Source organism: Pseudomonas sp. WP18 (assembly GCF_036689585.1).
Taxonomy (GTDB): Bacteria; Pseudomonadota; Gammaproteobacteria; order Pseudomonadales; family Pseudomonadaceae; genus Aquipseudomonas; species Aquipseudomonas chlororaphis_E.
In genome coordinates this window covers 5,167,413-5,183,436 of sequence record NZ_CP144758.1, presented here as the reverse complement: position 1 = coordinate 5,183,436, position 16,024 = coordinate 5,167,413, and the positions used below count along the sequence as shown (strand labels likewise).

15 protein-coding genes and 1 tRNA gene are annotated in these 16,024 nt (G+C 53.4%); 8 read left to right on the top strand and 8 right to left on the bottom strand.

Annotated features, from left to right (window positions below):
* Positions 1-37: 37 nt before the first annotated feature.
* The gene (locus V5F23_RS23035) at positions 38-604 is read left to right on the top strand and encodes an XRE family transcriptional regulator (protein WP_063322864.1); all 567 of its coding nucleotides are present in this window, start codon (positions 38-40) and stop codon (positions 602-604) included.
* Between the two features lie 478 nt (positions 605-1,082).
* On the top strand, positions 1,083-1,448 hold the full coding sequence (locus V5F23_RS23030) for a DUF6124 family protein (protein ID WP_212803006.1): 366 nt from the start codon (positions 1,083-1,085) through the stop codon (positions 1,446-1,448).
* A gap of 171 nt (positions 1,449-1,619) precedes the next feature.
* Here the strand turns inward: V5F23_RS23030 and V5F23_RS23025 are convergent, their stop codons facing one another.
* From V5F23_RS23025 to V5F23_RS23000, 6 genes are all read right to left on the bottom strand, one after another.
* Entirely contained in the window at positions 1,620-2,582 is a 963-nt protein-coding gene (locus V5F23_RS23025; protein WP_338496660.1) for an HNH endonuclease, read from the bottom strand.
* A 109-nt stretch (positions 2,583-2,691) separates the two neighbouring features.
* Positions 2,692-3,342, bottom strand: coding sequence for an HNH endonuclease (locus tag V5F23_RS23020; protein ID WP_338496658.1), 651 nt, complete (start codon positions 3,340-3,342; stop codon positions 2,692-2,694).
* Position 3,343: 1 nt separating this feature from the next.
* Entirely contained in the window at positions 3,344-3,985 is a 642-nt protein-coding gene (locus V5F23_RS23015) for a hypothetical protein (RefSeq protein WP_338496655.1), read from the bottom strand.
* A 4-nt stretch (positions 3,986-3,989) separates the two neighbouring features.
* Positions 3,990-6,260 carry a sensor histidine kinase gene (locus V5F23_RS23010; RefSeq protein ID WP_338496652.1) on the bottom strand — a complete coding sequence of 757 codons (2,271 nt, stop codon included), beginning with the start codon at positions 6,258-6,260 and terminating at the stop codon, positions 3,990-3,992.
* Complete coding sequence (locus V5F23_RS23005) at positions 6,257-7,537, bottom strand: N-6 DNA methylase (RefSeq protein WP_338496650.1); 1,281 nt, start codon at positions 7,535-7,537, stop codon at positions 6,257-6,259. Before V5F23_RS23005 ends, V5F23_RS23010 begins: the two co-directional genes overlap by 4 nt.
* Before the next feature lie 496 nt (positions 7,538-8,033).
* Positions 8,034-8,936: a LysR family transcriptional regulator gene (locus tag V5F23_RS23000; RefSeq protein ID WP_338496647.1), complete on the bottom strand. Its 903-nt coding sequence runs from the start codon at positions 8,934-8,936 to the stop codon at positions 8,034-8,036.
* Between the two features lie 139 nt (positions 8,937-9,075).
* Here V5F23_RS23000 and V5F23_RS22995 point away from each other — a divergent pair, with 139 nt between their 5' ends.
* The gene (locus tag V5F23_RS22995) at positions 9,076-9,822 is read left to right on the top strand and encodes an SDR family oxidoreductase (RefSeq protein WP_053147777.1); all 747 of its coding nucleotides are present in this window, start codon (positions 9,076-9,078) and stop codon (positions 9,820-9,822) included.
* A 185-nt stretch (positions 9,823-10,007) separates the two neighbouring features.
* The gene (locus tag V5F23_RS22990) at positions 10,008-10,628 is read left to right on the top strand and encodes a glutathione S-transferase family protein (protein WP_237614120.1); all 621 of its coding nucleotides are present in this window, start codon (positions 10,008-10,010) and stop codon (positions 10,626-10,628) included.
* 75 nt (positions 10,629-10,703) lie between these two features.
* Here V5F23_RS22990 and V5F23_RS22985 read toward each other — a convergent pair whose 3' ends face one another.
* Both V5F23_RS22985 and V5F23_RS22980 read right to left on the bottom strand, forming a co-directional pair.
* Entirely contained in the window at positions 10,704-11,033 is a 330-nt protein-coding gene (locus V5F23_RS22985; protein WP_042728008.1) for a hypothetical protein, read from the bottom strand.
* A 304-nt stretch (positions 11,034-11,337) separates the two neighbouring features.
* Positions 11,338-11,422: transfer RNA gene (locus V5F23_RS22980), tRNA-Leu, on the bottom strand.
* A 108-nt stretch (positions 11,423-11,530) separates the two neighbouring features.
* Between V5F23_RS22980 and queA the strand changes: the two genes are divergently transcribed.
* The 4 genes from queA to secD all read left to right on the top strand — a co-directional run bounded on the left by queA (position 11,531) and on the right by secD (position 16,023).
* Positions 11,531-12,580: a tRNA preQ1(34) S-adenosylmethionine ribosyltransferase-isomerase QueA gene (gene queA / locus V5F23_RS22975; RefSeq protein WP_159284984.1), complete on the top strand. Its 1,050-nt coding sequence runs from the start codon at positions 11,531-11,533 to the stop codon at positions 12,578-12,580.
* A 14-nt stretch (positions 12,581-12,594) separates the two neighbouring features.
* Entirely contained in the window at positions 12,595-13,710 is a 1,116-nt protein-coding gene (gene tgt / locus V5F23_RS22970; protein WP_161796089.1) for a tRNA guanosine(34) transglycosylase Tgt, read from the top strand.
* 43 nt (positions 13,711-13,753) lie between these two features.
* A complete protein-coding gene (yajC, locus tag V5F23_RS22965; protein WP_024777037.1) occupies positions 13,754-14,089 on the top strand; it encodes a preprotein translocase subunit YajC in 336 nt (111 codons plus the stop codon).
* Between the two features lie 65 nt (positions 14,090-14,154).
* Positions 14,155-16,023 carry a protein translocase subunit SecD gene (secD, locus tag V5F23_RS22960; protein WP_338496637.1) on the top strand — a complete coding sequence of 623 codons (1,869 nt, stop codon included), beginning with the start codon at positions 14,155-14,157 and terminating at the stop codon, positions 16,021-16,023.
* The last annotated feature ends 1 nt before the right edge of the window (position 16,024 follow it).

The following is a 16,024-nucleotide window of genomic DNA, read 5'->3' as shown; positions in this document are numbered from 1 at the left end:
CGCAGATTGTCCGTTTCTCTGGAAATGTTGGTTACCTATGTCCATTCGCTTGAAATTGCTCAGGAAAAAACTCGGCATGACACTGGACGTCCTGGCCGAAAAAACCGGGATGACCAAGAGCTACCTGTCCAAGGTGGAGCGAGGCTTGAGCACGCCCTCCATCGCCACCGCGCTCAAGCTCGCCAAGGCGCTGAGCGTGAAAGTCGAGGAGCTGTTCTCCGAAGAAAACGTCTCCCTCGACAGCTACAGCCTGGTGCGCAGCGAAGACCGCCAATCCCTCGCGGCGAGCAGCGGCAGCTCCGAATACGCGGTCTTGGCCCACCAGGTGTCCGAGCGCAGCCTGCTGCCCTTCATCCTCTACCCGGCGGCCGAGTTCACCGCGCATCACGCCTTCAAGGAGCACACAGGGGAAGAATTCCTGTTCGTGCACGAAGGCCAGGTGGAAGTGGATTTCATGAACGAGCGCGTGCTGCTGAACCGTGGGGATGCCCTGCATTTCAATGCACAGAAGCCCCATCGGTTGCGTTCGGTGGGCGACGTCCAGGCACAGTTGCTGGTGGTGGTGCACAGCGATGAGTCGTCGGAGAAGGGCGAGGGCGCCTAGCGGCTCCGATTGCAATGCCATGGGTAAACAACGTGGCGAGGGAGCTTGCTCCCGCTGGGCTGCGCAGCAGCCCCCTCCTATAAGCGCCGAACGGCATCGGGCACCTGCTAGGACCAGTCGAGTGGCGTCCTGTCAGTAAAGACCGACAGACACCAGCGACGAAAGCTCGCCAAGCCACAGCGCCTTGCGCCTTTGCCTACAACTACGCCAGAATCCGCCGGCTTGTGCGACTGGGATTGCGTCGGTAGTTTGGGGCCTGTCACTGATTGTCAGTGATCGGGTTTAGCAGCTCGCCGAGTTAAGTCGCACAACGCGTCATCAGACAGGAATCCCCATCCCTGCACTTGATGGTGGCTGTGCGCAGGGCGCCCTCGGGCGCGCCGATTTCTTAACTCGTCGGTCTGCTAACCTGCGTACAGCTGCCTCCCAATTCGTTTAGCAGCGAACGGGTCGTGGCCTCAACCAGAGAGTTAAGACCATGGTCAAAGTTACACCGAATCCTCCAGTTACAGATTCAAACGAACCCACATCCCGGGCACAGTCTGCCCGCAACAAAAAACTCGACGACGCGGCCACCCGCGCGTTGGATTACTACCTGAAACCCAAGCCTAAGGGCGAAACGTCTGACAAGACCGACTCTATTTTTCGGATTGATCCGGGGGTTGATTCTGAGTGTTTGCTTGCGAATCTGAGTGAGAATCTGGCTTCGGCGAATGCCATGATCAGTGATTTGGCGTTTGATCTGGATGGTTCGAGACGGCGGGTTGCTTTGGGGATTTTGCAGGTGATCGAGGTGAGTGAGCTGTTGGCGAATCGGGCTTTGGATATTGTTGAGGTGCGGTAGGGCAGCAGTGCTACGTGCCGCCCGGATTAAAAAAGGTCTTGCCCAGCAAGGCCTTTTTATGAGCCGAGGGAGACTCGGCTAGGCTATATAATTCGAGGTCTTCAGAGCTATTTCTGGCTAAGGGATACAAGTGGGATACAGCTCTAACCCCGCTGGGCATCCAATGCCGCATCATATGTCTCGAACTCGATTCTGAGCTATCAACGAGAAAGACTGATTCAAAGTCTCCCGGTCAATCGGGAAGTGTGCATCTCGATGACAATTTGGACAGAGCGCGACACAGTTAGAAACGCGATCACTAACCTCAACTCCAAAAATATGGTGTACATCAAGAAAACCAGTGTAAGGACGGCTCGCTCCGCATCCAGGACGTTCGCATCGACCTTGGCACCGCCTGATCACAGCTTTCCGCACATTCGGATCTCTAGCTACCCTAGACACCGTTGCTTGAAAACGAGACGCTTCATCGCGGCCGAGGAGCGATAAATCGATTCCCGGCAGATCGTTGACCGTATCGTCAACGCGTTCAATGAGATTTTTTAAAAGTGGCCGCTTGGAGAGATCTTGTACTCCATCCCACTTCCACAGGGCATCTGCCACTTTGTGCGCTTCCTCAAACCTGTCATCCATCAGCCACATTGTAGGGCTGCCCCCATTGACGGCATGATTCTTCTTAAGGCGTCCTAATCTGCCCGTTGCTATCAGCTCAGAGCTTATTTTTTTTTGTTCATTAATAATTCCAGCAATGGCGGAAACTGGAATCAATGCAGCAAAAATAATATCGCTGCCAAAGCGCTGCACCAAGAGAGCATGTGTAATCCCTCGCGGACCTTCGCGATCTACGATTTGAGCAATGGTTTTATCCCAATCTCCATGGCTCAAGCGAGCACGTAGCTGCGCTGCAGAATATTTTTCTTTACGATCCTCCCACCGCCAGCACAGTCGCACTCGTGCCCTAAACGATCGGCCCTCAGGGCTTCTGGCGGAAAGTAGCTGTGAGTGCCCTATACGAACATCGCTGATGTCTGTGAATCCTCTGCTTTCCAGGAAAGGTTTGAGCATTTCACGAGTGGACGTCTCTGCTTGAATACTTTCAGGTGTACGAAATGCTCGTTTCTGGGATGTCGATTCCATTCATAATCACCGGTAGCAGTTGACAGTAAGGTTAAAAAATATACCTTCCTGCAAGACGAGTAACGCAGCAAGTAGCCCCATGAATAAATTATCGATATTTAGGTCGATATTACGAAGTTTTTTTATGAAGCATATTTAGGGCATCGGTTAACAAATTTTTCGCCTCACGTAGCGAGTTGACCATTTCGCGTGCGATGTTCCTGTCGAAGTCCTCGCTCTGCATGTATTCAACGATTATTTTTAGCTTTTGGTCCACTATCTCGTTGAGCTGCATCGCCTTGTGTAGAATGGTTCGCTTTCTTCTCAGTTGTATTCTTGATTCTCTATTGAGATGAAGAAGTTCAAGCATGTATGTTGCTACGGTTCCTTTCGTTAAGAGTCTTCCCGATTGTTCAACTTCAAAATAGCCTGATAACGGTTCTAAGAAAGGATCAATGAAGCCAACAGTGCCGTCGTGGGACGCATGTACATGAAAGTACATATTGGTGGGCCAGTTTTTAGATTTCCATATGTTGCATTTGGAACAGGCTAAAACTAAGTTGTTAGGATCGCTCTTCAAGCTTGAAAAATGTACAAACGGTCTGAAGTGGTCGATGTGAAAGCCTTCATTTCCGTGCTCTGAAAGAAGCGCGTCACAATAGACGCAGCGCTCTTGGCAGTCTTCTTTTATTTCTGTGAAGTAATGGTGGTAGTCTGCGTAATATGTATTGTCAGGTTTTTTCGAGTAGTTGGTGCGACGAGTGAGGGTAGGATAGAACATCTTATTTTTCACCAGAAAGTAATTTTTCTATATCGTTTAATGTGTCCTCCTGTTCATCTAGTTTTCTTTTAAGCTCCATGGTCATGGTTGACTCTTCAATGGCTGCGGGAGCTTCTCTCCAAAATTTTAGCTCACTTAGCTCCAATGCTTCTTCTGTGGAGATCTCAGATAATACATATTTTTTCAATAAATTAACAAAGCGCTGTTCTCGCTCATCTACGATTTGTTCGTAAGCGTTGATGTGGCGAACCATCCTTTTAATAGCGCTGTCCAAGGCGACCCCTCCATCCGCGAAGTCGTCTTTGCTTAATATGTACTCAACACTTTCTAAATTGTCATCAATCTCGTCTGGATGGTTGCTGAGGATGTAAATAGGGATTTTGCTGTCAAGCTGTCTATATGCATCTGCTAATTGGCTTCCTATGTAGTCAGCAGTTCCTGCCACCTCAAGGTGCTCGTCAACTACAATGGACGCGATTCTGGGGCGCATGCTGCAGATAAATTTCAGCATCTCAGGGAGCGTGGGTTGAGGTAGAGAGCAAATGATCTCTAGCTCTGGCGGCAGGTTTTTTCTTAACTCTCGGCCGTAAGAGTCTAGAGCACTTTGTTCCTCATCAATATAAAGCACAACATTCTTTTCCATGAGGTTAAGCCTTGATATTTGTATTTAATGGTATATTGATTGTAAACTCCGCTCCGCCAAGTCTACCCTTCGCTATCGAGGAAATATTTCCACCTGTATGATTATCCACGAAGCTTTTAACAATGGAAAGCCCCATGCCTGTGCCCTCTACCGATCCTTTCCTGTCGAGTCGGGTACTATACATAGGTTGGAAGATTTGATTTTCTGTTCCTGACTCTAACCCAAAGCCACTATCGGCAAAGCTAATAGTCATGTAATCATTCGTTTCATGAATATGAACTGATATAAACCGTTCGCCTACTGCGGTTTTTTTGAGCGCCCATATAGAGTTGGATATTAGGTTTACAAAAATACTTTCCAGATCTATTTCAAAAGCAACGATTTTTCTTTTGGTTTCGCATGTGACGCTTGTTTCGATATTCTGTCTTTCCAAGGATGCACTTAAAGCTTTAAATACGCCTGAGGCTACGTCGCCAATATGAACTGCTTTACGCCTTCTTTTGTCTGGTTTGATATTTCCCAAGGCAAATGAAGCAAAGTTTCTTACAAAGCCTGTGCTTGAAATTATTGTTTTTAAGCAGTTTGCGAACTCCTCGTCATAAGGAGGTGTGAGCATAAATATGCCGTTTTCGAAACTATCTCTTAAATTTTTTGCATTAACTAGTGATAGATTTGTGAATTCTTTTGCTTCATGACCGAAGCAGACAGTTAGTATACCTAATGATGCTAGGTTAGCTAACGTGTCTTTCTCATGCTCTAGTTCTTCGGCCTTTTTCTCTAGGTGGGTTTCCAACTCGCTTGCTCGGGCTGCCGCCTCTGCCAACCTAGATTCAACCTCGGCGATTCTATTCATCAAAATTTCAGGTTTATCAACGCTGATATTTTTATGCTCGCCAGAGTCCGCGTGATGTTGAATGTTTTTCGAAATTGACTCCTTCAGTTCTTCGACTACTTTTGTAGTGTCGGATATAGCTCTTTTGGCTAGGAGCTTCTTTTCTTCTGTATCAGAGTCGTCATCTTCCTCTCGCGCAATTTGGTGAGCGTAAAGTTCAAAGCGATCGATGATTTTTACACAGAAAGCGCGCATGTCGTAATATGCTTCTGACTCAACGATGCCCTCACGATTTGTTTGATCTTCTAAGAGAGGGTTGGTTTGTCTACCTATAAATACTGCGCCAATAACTTGATGTGGCCCGACTTTCCAGCCACCTTGTTTTACCCCTCCAGGGCTACGTGCGCGGCGAATGCCAAGGTCTAGCCAATCTCCCTTGCCTGTGGGTTCACCATAAGGACGCACCCTGAATCGATCTCGATAAATACGTATACCCTGGTTTGCATTCATGAACTCCCGCCAGTTACGCTTGCTGAAGTCTACGTTCTTTAAGCCAGGGGCATCCCACGGAATAAAGTACATTTTGAGCTTTAACGGACCAGAGCTAGGCAGCGGAGGGCGATCTTTAATCCAGTTTTTCCATTCTTCTGCATCGATTGTAAATTCACGACCGTCGGAGTATTTAAATTTAGCATTAATGATTTCGCCATCAAGCTCCGCATCGACAACCCAACGTGCGTATTCAACAGCGGATGAACTAGAGACGTTTCCGTTTACTTCCGGGTAGTCCGATTTAATCGAAATTGAAAAGTCATTAGCTTCATCAAAAGGCGATATTAGAAGTGAAAGCTCTTTTTTTAGGTCGGTTAAAAGACTAAGATTCCAATCGTCTTTTAATCCCTTCAGAATAATCCGCGTACCAGAGTTCTTCTTGTTGGTCGGGAACTTTCCGTATTCATCTTGAATTTGGGTGGAGTGTTTATATAGTTTGTGCTTGATTTGGGATAGGGGCTTTTCTGCATTTTCGTATGCCTCCCATTGTATTTGAAGCTCCAGTGCAATTTGTTCGCTTTCGCGCTTTGTCTGCAGGATTAAAGTCCTGCAAAGTCTATCCGCGCCAAGCCGACCAAGACCTTTTGCGCCGGTGTATATTCTTTCTTTTTCCGAGATGTCCTGATGCGTCTTATGGCTTGTGCCTATAATTAACCAATTTTCTTTAACATCATCATGAGACATGCCTTCCCCATCGTCTTCAATTATGAGGGTTGGAAGGCCTTCTTCTGAGAGGGTGAATTTGAGTTGCACATTTTTCGAGTCGGCGTCGTAAGAGTTTTTAATAAGCTCGGAAATAGCAACCATAGAGCTTGATATGCTTTGCCGTCCGAGCTGAATGGGTAAGCGAGCAGCAATCTCAAAAGGCAGCTCATCTAGCAATTCTTTCATTCAAACCTCCATGGTATTTCGGATATTGCCGATACGGTGAGGTGGCGGCATCGAATTCTATTGTTCAGAAACTCATTGACGTGGTTCTCTTTGAGTAAATCTGAAAGTTCGCGGCATTTTTCTAAACTTCCGTTCCGTGGAGTTAGTACGATAAGGTGATTCTCGACTGCGACTAATCTCTTTCCTAGCACCAGTGTCGGTACGGCTCTATGCCTATCTCTAGGCCCCGATGTTCTTCGGATAGCAACGAAGGGTGGCTGGAAAACCCTTCCTAAAAACCTACGGCTTTCCGGGATCTTGCTTATTTCTCCCCAGCGAGGAAGTGTTTTTGGATGAATGTATGAGTACAGCTTCCCTTCATGAGGATCCCGGTAGGGAACTACCGCTCCGACCGCAACTTCAAAAAAATCTCGAATTTTGTGGGCGCCCTCCGTACCTAAAGTTTCCACCGTCTGCCACTCTACGGTGTTGAAGCTTTGTCGGTCAACTAAGCCGTTGAGGATGAATATGTCAATATCAGTTTGTTTGTCGAATCTACCTTCGACTGCGACGTTAGACATGGCCAGTGCGGGCTCGACGGTTCTACGCCATGCTTCGAACCTACTTCCGCTTCTAAGAACATCGGGAAGAATAGCCGAAACTGAGCAGCCGTCTTTTAAGATGAGTGACAACTCATAATAATAGATCGCTGCGTTATTAATTTTTCCATTGGCCCAGCTATAGCTTGCTGGCGTCTTTGAGTTGTTGTAGGGCGGGTTAAGTGCTAGGTGGGTGGCCTTAGTTATTAAGGGTAATTGATCTAGGCAGTTGCCAACATGAATGTTGGTTAGTAGATTTAGAAGTTCTGGAAGGCTCTTATCTGCCTCCGCACCTCTCACTAGGGTTTCTAGTATTAGTCTTAGCTTGGTGCAGTAAACAAACTCCGGGAATAGGTCAATTCCACAGAGCTGTTTTCCCCACTTTTTTAAAGTCTCACTAGCTAATGGCATTATAGCGAGCTTTCTTGAGGCGGCAACAAGAAGACTTCCCGATCCACATGTTGGATCTACGACTAAAGCGCTATCGTCTATAGGTGTATTGAAAGCATTAATCGCTTTCTCCGCCAAGTTTTCGCTGGTAAAGAATACGCCGGACTCGCGTAGAGTCGCTATGTCTATTAGTTCTCTTACTTTTGCTGCTGTGACATTGCTGTGATTGGAGTACTTCGAATTAGAGTCTTTTCTCCATAGGTGGAAGACTTGCTCGAGTTTTGTATTGTATTCCGCAAAGCCTTCCATTTGTTCCTCATCATGAATCTGGTGTGTTTCTGTGTATGGTTTTGGGTAGATGAATATTTAAAGCTGTGATGTCTACAAGGTTTTTATTCGCAAAATTCCATTTTGCGTAGCCTTCAAGATGAGAAAGCATTTGAACGTCACTCAGCAGTCTTGATGGAATCACGATCCTTCGCACAAATATACAGCAGTGCTCGAGTGGCACACGAGCAAGATCTGAGCATCCAGTCGATGAATTCGGTTAAAACATGCGTCCGGACCGGTTTGAGACGTCATTGAGCTTCGAGCAATGGTTTTGACGGGTCTAGTTCCTAGCGGTTAGGTCACTGTACCCAGCAACAAAGACGGACGTCCTAGCAGATTTCTCAGCTAGAGGCTAGAGGAAAGCTGCGAGTCTGATAACCCGTGTAGGGGGGCTAAAAAAAAGGGGACGGATTTATTTTCTATGGCTATGGTTGAGCTGGTCCGTCTCCTTTGTTACCAAGCCCGCCCAGTGCAACTACCCCCCCCCAGGCCGTTCCCTAAACGCAGAACTCTTCGCAAACACCTCAGCAATAAAGTCCATAAAAACAACAGCCCTCTTGGGAAGAAGCCGGTCGGCAACGTAGATGATCTGAACAGGAACAGCCGGCGCTGCGTGCTCCTTCAGCAACACCCGCAGATTGCCATTTTTCAGCCCTTGCTCGTAAAGCCATTCAGGCCCCTGTGCGATCCCCAGGCCCGCGTTTACGCACTCGCGTATGGCCTCAGGTGAACTGACCCTGAGCCTGCCGGAGACGGGGACATCGATATCCCGGAAGCGCCATGTGGTGCCTGTCGACAGCAAGGTATAGATCAGGCACTCGTGCGTTCTCAGGTCATTGGGGGTCGTGGGGCTTCCGTGTTTGGCCAGGTACTCGTTGCTGGCGACGCACACGCGCTCGAACCAGCCCAGTGGTCGGGCGCGCATTGCGCTGTCTTCCAGATGTCCGATGCGAATCGCCAGTTCAGCCCCTTCGTCGACCAGATTCACGTACCGATCACTGATCTGCAGGTCGAGCGTCAACTCGGGATAGCGAGCCAGGAAGCGGGCTACATGGGGCACCACGAATGCGTGGGCTAGCGCGGTCGGGCAGGCGACTCGCAACAAGCCGGACGGGGTGATGTTTTCCCTGAGGGACGATTCCGATTCTTCCACAGCGTCGAGAATGCGCCGGACATCTGCGTAGTAGCGTTCTCCCTCGGGGGTGAGGGCAAGCTTGCGTGTGGATCGGTGAAGCAGCCTGGTTTGCAGATGATCTTCCAGCGCCGCCACATAGCGGCTGACGTTGGGTTGCCCCAGCCCCAGGTCACGCCCCGCAGCCGAGAAGCTTCCTGTCTCGACAGCGCGAACAAAGCAGGTCATCAGCAGCAGTCGATCCATTCAGGCCTCTCATTCATGCAATTTAGGCATGAAATGTATTCGAATGGGTCATCTTATCAATGCGCAGGTATGAATACATAGTTTCCCTCAGGCAGGTCAGTCCATCGGCTGACCGTGAAAAACCGTAAAGGAAACTGATATGTCCCGATTGCAAGGCAAGCGTACTCTCATCACCGGCGGCACCAGCGGCATTGGCCTGGAAACGGCCAAGCAGTTCCTCGCCGAAGGTGCCCGCGTGATTGTTACCGGCGTCAATCCGGAGTCCATCGCAAAGGCCCAGGCGGAACTGGGAAGCGAAGTATTGGTACTGCGTGCTGACTCAGCCAGCATCGATGCGCAGAAGGAACTGGCGCAGGCCGTTCAGGCTCACTATGGCCAACTCGATGTTGCCTTTCTCAATGCAGGCGTATCCGTTTGGCTGCCGATTGAAGAGTGGACGGAAGAAATGTTCGATCGCTCTTTCGACATTAACGTCAAGGGGCCTTACTTCCTGATCCAGGCATTGCTACCGGTCTTCGCGAACCCTGCGTCGGTGGTACTCAATACCTCGGTGAGTGCGCACCTCGGTGACGCGCGTTCATCGGTTTATGGCGCGACCAAGGCTGCATTCCTGAACATGTCGAAGACGCTTTCTAGCGAACTTCTCCCGCGTGGTATTCGTGTCAATGCGGTCAGCCCCGGCCCGATCGATACGCCGCTTTACGACAAACTCGGTATCCCCGATGCCTACCGTGAACAGGTCAACCAGGATATCGCCGCGACCATTCCATTTGGCCGGTTCGGTACGCCCGAGGAAGTGGCCAAGGCCGTGTTGTACCTGGCGTCGGACGAGTCGCGGTGGACGGTTGGCTCGGAACTCATCGTCGACGGTGGTCGTTCGCTCTAGTTGCCAACGCCTCCTGCCTTTTATTGAAAGCTGAATGCAACTCAGGCTTTCTCATCGGCGTGGCTTTCATACGGCCCGTCCTCTTTCGGGCGGCGGGCTTCTATTTTTTCGATGGGCCTATTCCAATGTCACCATTCACACTTGTCAGCCATCCTTTGTGCCCATTCGTTCAGCGAGTGGCCATCGTGTTACTGGAAAAAGGCCTTGCCTTTGAACGGATTGATATAGACCTTCGCGACAGGCCGGACTGGTTCTTGGCGATATCCCCAGCCGGTAAGGTTCCACTGCTCAAGGTTCCTGTCAGTAATGAAGGCGAATCCGTTCTATTCGAGAGCGTCGCCATCTGTGAATACCTGGAGGAGATCTACCCGGAACCCGCGTTGCATCCATCGAGTGCGTGGGTCCGCGCACAACACCGTGCATGGGTCGAGTTCGCCTCTGCTGCATTGGCGGACGCATGGGGATTTTTGAACGCCACCGACCAGCAGACAGCCCTTGGCAAATCTGCCGCGTTGAGAGCCAAGCTGGAACGATTCAACGGTGAAATATCCGGCGGACCTTATTTCGCCGGCGAGAGGTTCAGCCTGGTCGATATCGCCATGGCTCCCGTCTTTCGTTACTTCGACATATTGGGTTTCGAGCCCGAACATCAGTTGTTCGATGGATTGCATCGGATGGCTGACTGGCGTCGCGCGCTGGCCGGCCGTCCCAGCATTCAGGCGGCCGTTGCAGAGGACTATGCCATCCGGTTCCGCAAGCACTTACAGGAGCAGAGGGCACTTTTGGCTACTGGGATGGAAGCCTGAAAAGTGCCGATGCGCAGGGGATGCAGGAGGGGACGAAGCGTCGCTGGATGCATCCTCACGCTGAACGTGGGGGGTTTATAGAATATCTTTCAGATAGCCCTTAAGCGCACTGAGCGGTGCCCTAAGCTGTTCGGCTGTTTGTGCTGCGTGGAGTTCTGCAGTCAGCCGCTGCAGTTCGGTGCCGAGCACCGTATCGGCACCTCCAACGGCCTCCAGTGCCAACGCCAGGCTCTGCTGGATCTTCTCCTGGATCCCAGCCACATCATCCCGCCGCACCAACAACCCAAAAACCTCCCGATCACACCCGCCCATCAACGGATCATCCCGCAAAATCGGACTATGCCCCTCCGTCTCATAAGCCAGCTTCAGCGAGTAAAGAGCGACCGTTTCCAGCAGCAATTCCATGGGGTGGAGTCCTTTGTCAGCGGTGGGTTAACTGGGTGTCGCACGGCGGAGCATCAATGGGGGGTGTGACATTTTTGTGAGCGCTTTGCGCTCAAGCGGGAGCAATCTCCCTCGCCACGGGTTCCTACTGGCCACAGGTTCCTAGTAGCCACAGATTCTTCCTTGCCAGAGGTTTGGGATTTGGGGCCGCTTTGCGGCCCAGCGGGGATGAATCCCCTCGCCACAAAGGAGTGATTAGCCATGACCTAAGCACTTTCCTGCAGACGAAAAAAAAGACCTTGAATTTCAAGGTCTTTCTTTAAGATGGTGCCCCGAGGGAGACTCGAACTCCCACTCCTTTCGAAAACGGATTTTGAATCCGCCGCGTCTACCAATTCCGCCATCAGGGCTCAATGGCGGCGAAGTATAGAGAGGTGCCTACCGTTGGTCAATCACGTTTCATGGTCAATTTTCGATATTTCCGCTAGACTTTCCGGCCCTGCTAGACGAACCCCATCATGCGTGTTGCTGACTTTACCTTCGAACTCCCGGATTCGCTGATCGCTCGCCACCCTCTGGCCGAGCGTCGCGCCAGTCGACTGTTGACCCTGGATGGGGTCAGCGGAGCCATGGCTCACCGTCAATTCACTGATTTGCTTGAGCATTTACGCCCAGGCGACTTGATGGTGTTCAACAATACCCGGGTGATTCCGGCACGGTTGTTTGGCCAGAAAGCCTCCGGCGGCAAGCTGGAGATTCTGGTGGAGCGGGTGCTCGACAGTCACCGGGTGCTGGCCCATGTGCGCTCCAGCAAGTCGCCCAAACCGGGTTCGTCGATCCTGATCGACGGTGGCGGCGAGGCGGTGATGGTGGCGCGGCATGACGCGTTGTTCGAGCTGGCGTTCGCCGAAGAAGTGCTGCCGCTGCTCGACCGCGTCGGGCACATGCCGTTGCCTCCTTATATAGATCGCCCCGACGAAGGTTCGGACCGCGAGCGCTACCAGACCGTGTACGCCGAGCGCCTGGGGGCGGTGGCGGCGCCGACGGCGGGGCTGCATTTCGACCAGCCGTTGCTGGAGGCGATTGCCGCCAAGGGCGTCGAGACCACGTTCGTGACACTGCACGTCGGCGCCGGCACATTCCAGCCGGTGCGGGTGGAGCGCATCGAAGACCACCACATGCACAGCGAATGGCTCGAAGTGAGCCAGGATGTGGTCGACGCCGTGGCGGCCTGTCGCGCCCGCGGTGGCCGGGTGGTAGCGGTGGGCACCACCAGTGTGCGTTCCCTGGAAAGCGCCGCCCGCGATGGCGTGCTCAAGCCGTTCAGTGGCGACACCGACATCTTCATCTACCCGGGCCGGCCGTTCCATGTGGTCGATGCCTTGGTCACCAATTTTCATTTGCCCGAATCCACGCTGTTGATGCTGGTTTCGGCGTTCGCCGGTTATCCCGAAGCCATGGCCGCCTACAAGGCCGCCGTCGAGCAGGGTTACCGCTTTTTCAGCTACGGTGATGCGATGTTCATCACCCGTAACCCCGCGCCCCGCGGGCCCGAGGAAACCGTATGAGTCGCACCTGTCGCATGTCCTTCGAGTTGCTGGCCACCGATGGCAAGGCACGTCGCGGTCGTCTGACCTTCCCTCGTGGCACGGTGGAAACCCCGGCGTTCATGCCCGTGGGCACCTATGGCACGGTCAAGGGCATGCTGCCGCGCGACATCGAGGCGATTGGCGCTGAAATCATCCTCGGTAACACCTTCCACCTGTGGCTGCGCCCGGGCATGGAAGTGATCAAGGCCCACGGCGATCTGCACGATTTCATGCAGTGGAAAGGCCCGATCCTGACCGACTCCGGCGGCTTCCAGGTGTTCAGCCTGGGCGCCATGCGCAAGATCAAGGAGGAGGGCGTGACCTTCGCCTCGCCGGTGGACGGTTCCAAGGTGTTCATGGGCCCGGAAGAATCCATGCAGGTGCAGCGCGACCTGGGCTCGGACATCGTGATGATCTTCGACGAATGCACGCCGTACCCGGCCGATGAAGACGTTGCGCGGGTGTCCATGGAGCTGTCGTTGCGCTGGGCCCAGCGCTCCAAGAACGCCCATGGCGACAACACGGCGGCGCTGTTCGGCATCGTCCAGGGCGGCATGCACCAGGACCTGCGCATGCGTTCGCTCGAAGGCCTCGACAAGATCGGCTTCGACGGCCTGGCCATCGGCGGGCTGTCGGTGGGCGAACCCAAGCACGAAATGATCAAGGTGCTCGATTACCTGCCGGGCCAGATGCCCGCTGACAAACCTCGTTACCTTATGGGCGTTGGCAAACCGGAAGATCTGGTTGAGGGTGTGCGCCGCGGGGTGGACATGTTCGATTGCGTGATGCCAACCCGTAATGCCCGCAATGGGCATCTGTTCGTCGACACGGGTGTGCTGAAGATCCGTAACGCGTTTCATCGCCATGATGATTCGCCGCTGGATCCGACCTGCGACTGCTACACGTGCCAGAACTTCTCCCGCGCTTATCTGCATCATTTGGACAAGTGCGGCGAAATGCTCGGTAGCATGCTGAATACGATCCACAATTTGCGCCATTACCAGGTGCTTATGGCTGGTTTGCGCGAGGCTATTCAACAGGGTACATTGGCCGCCTTTGTCGAGGCCTTCTATGCCAAGCGCGGGTTGCCTGTTCCGCCCTTGGACTGAGTTTTCCGATCCTAAGATTCAATACTTGCAACTGGAGTGCTAAATGAGCTTTTTTATCTCTAACGCCATGGCTGATGCCGCTGCTCCCGCAGCCGCGCCTATGGGTGGCGGTTTCGAGTGGATTTTCCTGGTCGGCTTCCTGGTTATCTTCTACCTGATGATCTGGCGTCCACAGGCCAAGCGCGCCAAAGAGCAGAAGAACCTGCTCGGCAGCTTGCAGAAGGGCGACGAAGTGGTCACCACCGGCGGTATCGCTGGCAAGATCACCAAAGTGGCGGATGATTTCGTGGTACTGGAAGTGTCCGACACTGTTGAAATGAAGTTCCAGAAGGGCGCTATCGCGGCCACGCTGCCAAAAGGCACGCTGAAAGCGATCTAAGGTTTCAAACTTCTCTTCAATCGACGGGGCGCGCAAGGCGCCCCGCGTCATAAGCGGGCGGCGTGATGCTGAACAAATACCCTCTGTGGAAATATGTACTGATCCTGGCGGTGCTGGCGATCGGTCTGATTTATTCCGCTCCCAATCTCTACCCGGATGACCCGGCCATTCAGGTCAGTGGCGCAAGCACGGCCCTGCAGGTCACCCAGGCGGATCTGGATCGTGCGAGCGAAGCGCTCAAGGCTTCCGGTATCGAGGTCAAGGCTTCGTCGGTTGCCAACGGTGGCAAGGGCGGCCTGTTGCGCCTGGTCAAGGCCGAAGATCAATTGCCGGCCAAGGACGTGGTGCGCAAGGCGCTCGGCGATGATTACGTCGTAGCCCTGAACCTGGCCCAGACCACCCCGCAATGGCTGCGCAAACTCGGCGCGCACCCCATGAAGCTGGGTCTGGACTTGTCCGGCGGTGTGCACTTCCTGCTGGAAGTGGACATGGAAAAAGCCCTCGACGCGCGGATGAAAGTCTACGAAGGCGACGTCAAGAGCCTGTTGCGTAAGGAGCGCGTGCGCTATCGCAGCCTGCCAGCGTTCAACGGTGCCATTCAGCTGGGCTTCAGTGATGAAGATACCCGCGAGCAGGCCCGTGCACTGATCCGCAAGACCTTCAACGATTTCGACATCGTACCGGCCGACCTCAATGGTCAGGCGGTGCTGCGTCTGGCGATGACCCCGGCCAAGCTGGCGGAAATCCGCGAATACTCCATCAAGCAGAACTTGACCACCGTGCGTAACCGGGTCAACGAGCTGGGTGTGGCCGAGCCGATCGTGCAGCGCCAGGGCGCCAACCGCATCGTGGTCGAGCTGCCGGGTGTGCAGGACACCGCCGAAGCCAAGCGTATCCTCGGCAAGACCGCCAACCTGGAATTCCGCCTCGGTGCCGAGCCGGGCGCGTCCAAGGCCACTTCCGAGAGCTTCGAGTTCCGCGAGGGCAACCGTCCACCGGCGCAGATTGAGCGTGGCCTGATCATCACCGGTGACCAGGTGACCGACGCCAAGGCGAGCTTCGACGAGCACGGTCGTCCGCAGGTGAACATCCACCTCGACGGCCACGGTGGCGAACTGATGAGCCGCGCCACGCGCAGCAACGTCGGCCGTAGCATGGCGGTGATCTTCATCGAGCAGAAGCCGATCACCACCTACACCAAGCAAGTGGTAAACGGCGTCGAGAAAGACGTCGCCGTGCAGGCCTTCAAGGAAGAGAAGAAGATCATCAGCCTGGCGACCATCCAGTCGCCGCTGGGCAGCCAATTCCGCATCACCGGCCTGAACGGCCAGGGTGAGGCCTCGGAACTGGCCCTGCTGCTGCGTGCCGGTGGCCTGGCCGCGCCGATGTACTTCGCTGAAGAGCGCACCATCGGCCCGAGCCTGGGTGCCGACAACATCACCAAGGGTATCGACGCCTCGCTGTGGGGCATGCTGTTCGTGTCGCTGTTCATCATCGCCATCTACCGCTTCTTCGGCATCATTGCCACGGTCGCGCTGGCGGTGAACATGGTGATGCTGTTGGCCCTGATGTCGCTGCTGGGGGCTACGCTGACCCTGCCGGGCATCGCCGGTATCGTATTGACCATGGGCATGGCGGTGGACGCCAACGTGCTGATCTTCTCGCGGATACGTGAAGAGATCGCCGCGGGCATGTCGATCCAGCGGGCAATCAACGAAGGCTTCCGCCGGGCATTCACCGCGATTCTCGACGCCAACCTGACCACGTTGCTGGTCGGCGGGATTCTCTTCGCCATGGGCACTGGCCCGGTCAAGGGCTTCGCAGTGACCATGTCCCTCGGGATCTTTACCTCGATGTTCACGGCCATCATGGTGACCCGCGCAATGGTCAACCTGATCTTTGGCGGTCGTGACTTCAAGAAGTTGTGGATTTAAG

Bases quoted from the DNA above. Each gene is read 5' to 3' on its own strand.
- queA (WP_159284984.1), top strand. From the start codon at position 11,531: ATGCGTGTTGCTGACTTTACCTTCGAACTCCCGGATTCGCTGATCGCT.
- V5F23_RS23000 (WP_338496647.1), bottom strand. From the start codon at position 8,936: ATGGATCGACTGCTGCTGATGACCTGCTTTGTTCGCGCTGTCGAGACA.
- V5F23_RS23030 (WP_212803006.1), top strand. From the start codon at position 1,083: ATGGTCAAAGTTACACCGAATCCTCCAGTTACAGATTCAAACGAACCC.
- V5F23_RS23010 (WP_338496652.1), bottom strand. From the start codon at position 6,260: ATGAAAGAATTGCTAGATGAGCTGCCTTTTGAGATTGCTGCTCGCTTA.
- tgt (WP_161796089.1), top strand. From the start codon at position 12,595: ATGTCCTTCGAGTTGCTGGCCACCGATGGCAAGGCACGTCGCGGTCGT.
- V5F23_RS23020 (WP_338496658.1), bottom strand. From the start codon at position 3,342: ATGTTCTATCCTACCCTCACTCGTCGCACCAACTACTCGAAAAAACCT.
- V5F23_RS23015 (WP_338496655.1), bottom strand. From the start codon at position 3,985: ATGGAAAAGAATGTTGTGCTTTATATTGATGAGGAACAAAGTGCTCTA.
- V5F23_RS22995 (WP_053147777.1), top strand. From the start codon at position 9,076: ATGTCCCGATTGCAAGGCAAGCGTACTCTCATCACCGGCGGCACCAGC.
- V5F23_RS22985 (WP_042728008.1), bottom strand. From the start codon at position 11,033: ATGGAATTGCTGCTGGAAACGGTCGCTCTTTACTCGCTGAAGCTGGCT.
- V5F23_RS23025 (WP_338496660.1), bottom strand. From the start codon at position 2,582: ATGGAATCGACATCCCAGAAACGAGCATTTCGTACACCTGAAAGTATT.
- V5F23_RS23035 (WP_063322864.1), top strand. From the start codon at position 38: ATGTCCATTCGCTTGAAATTGCTCAGGAAAAAACTCGGCATGACACTG.
- secD (WP_338496637.1), top strand. From the start codon at position 14,155: ATGCTGAACAAATACCCTCTGTGGAAATATGTACTGATCCTGGCGGTG.
- yajC (WP_024777037.1), top strand. From the start codon at position 13,754: ATGAGCTTTTTTATCTCTAACGCCATGGCTGATGCCGCTGCTCCCGCA.
- V5F23_RS23005 (WP_338496650.1), bottom strand. From the start codon at position 7,537: ATGGAAGGCTTTGCGGAATACAATACAAAACTCGAGCAAGTCTTCCAC.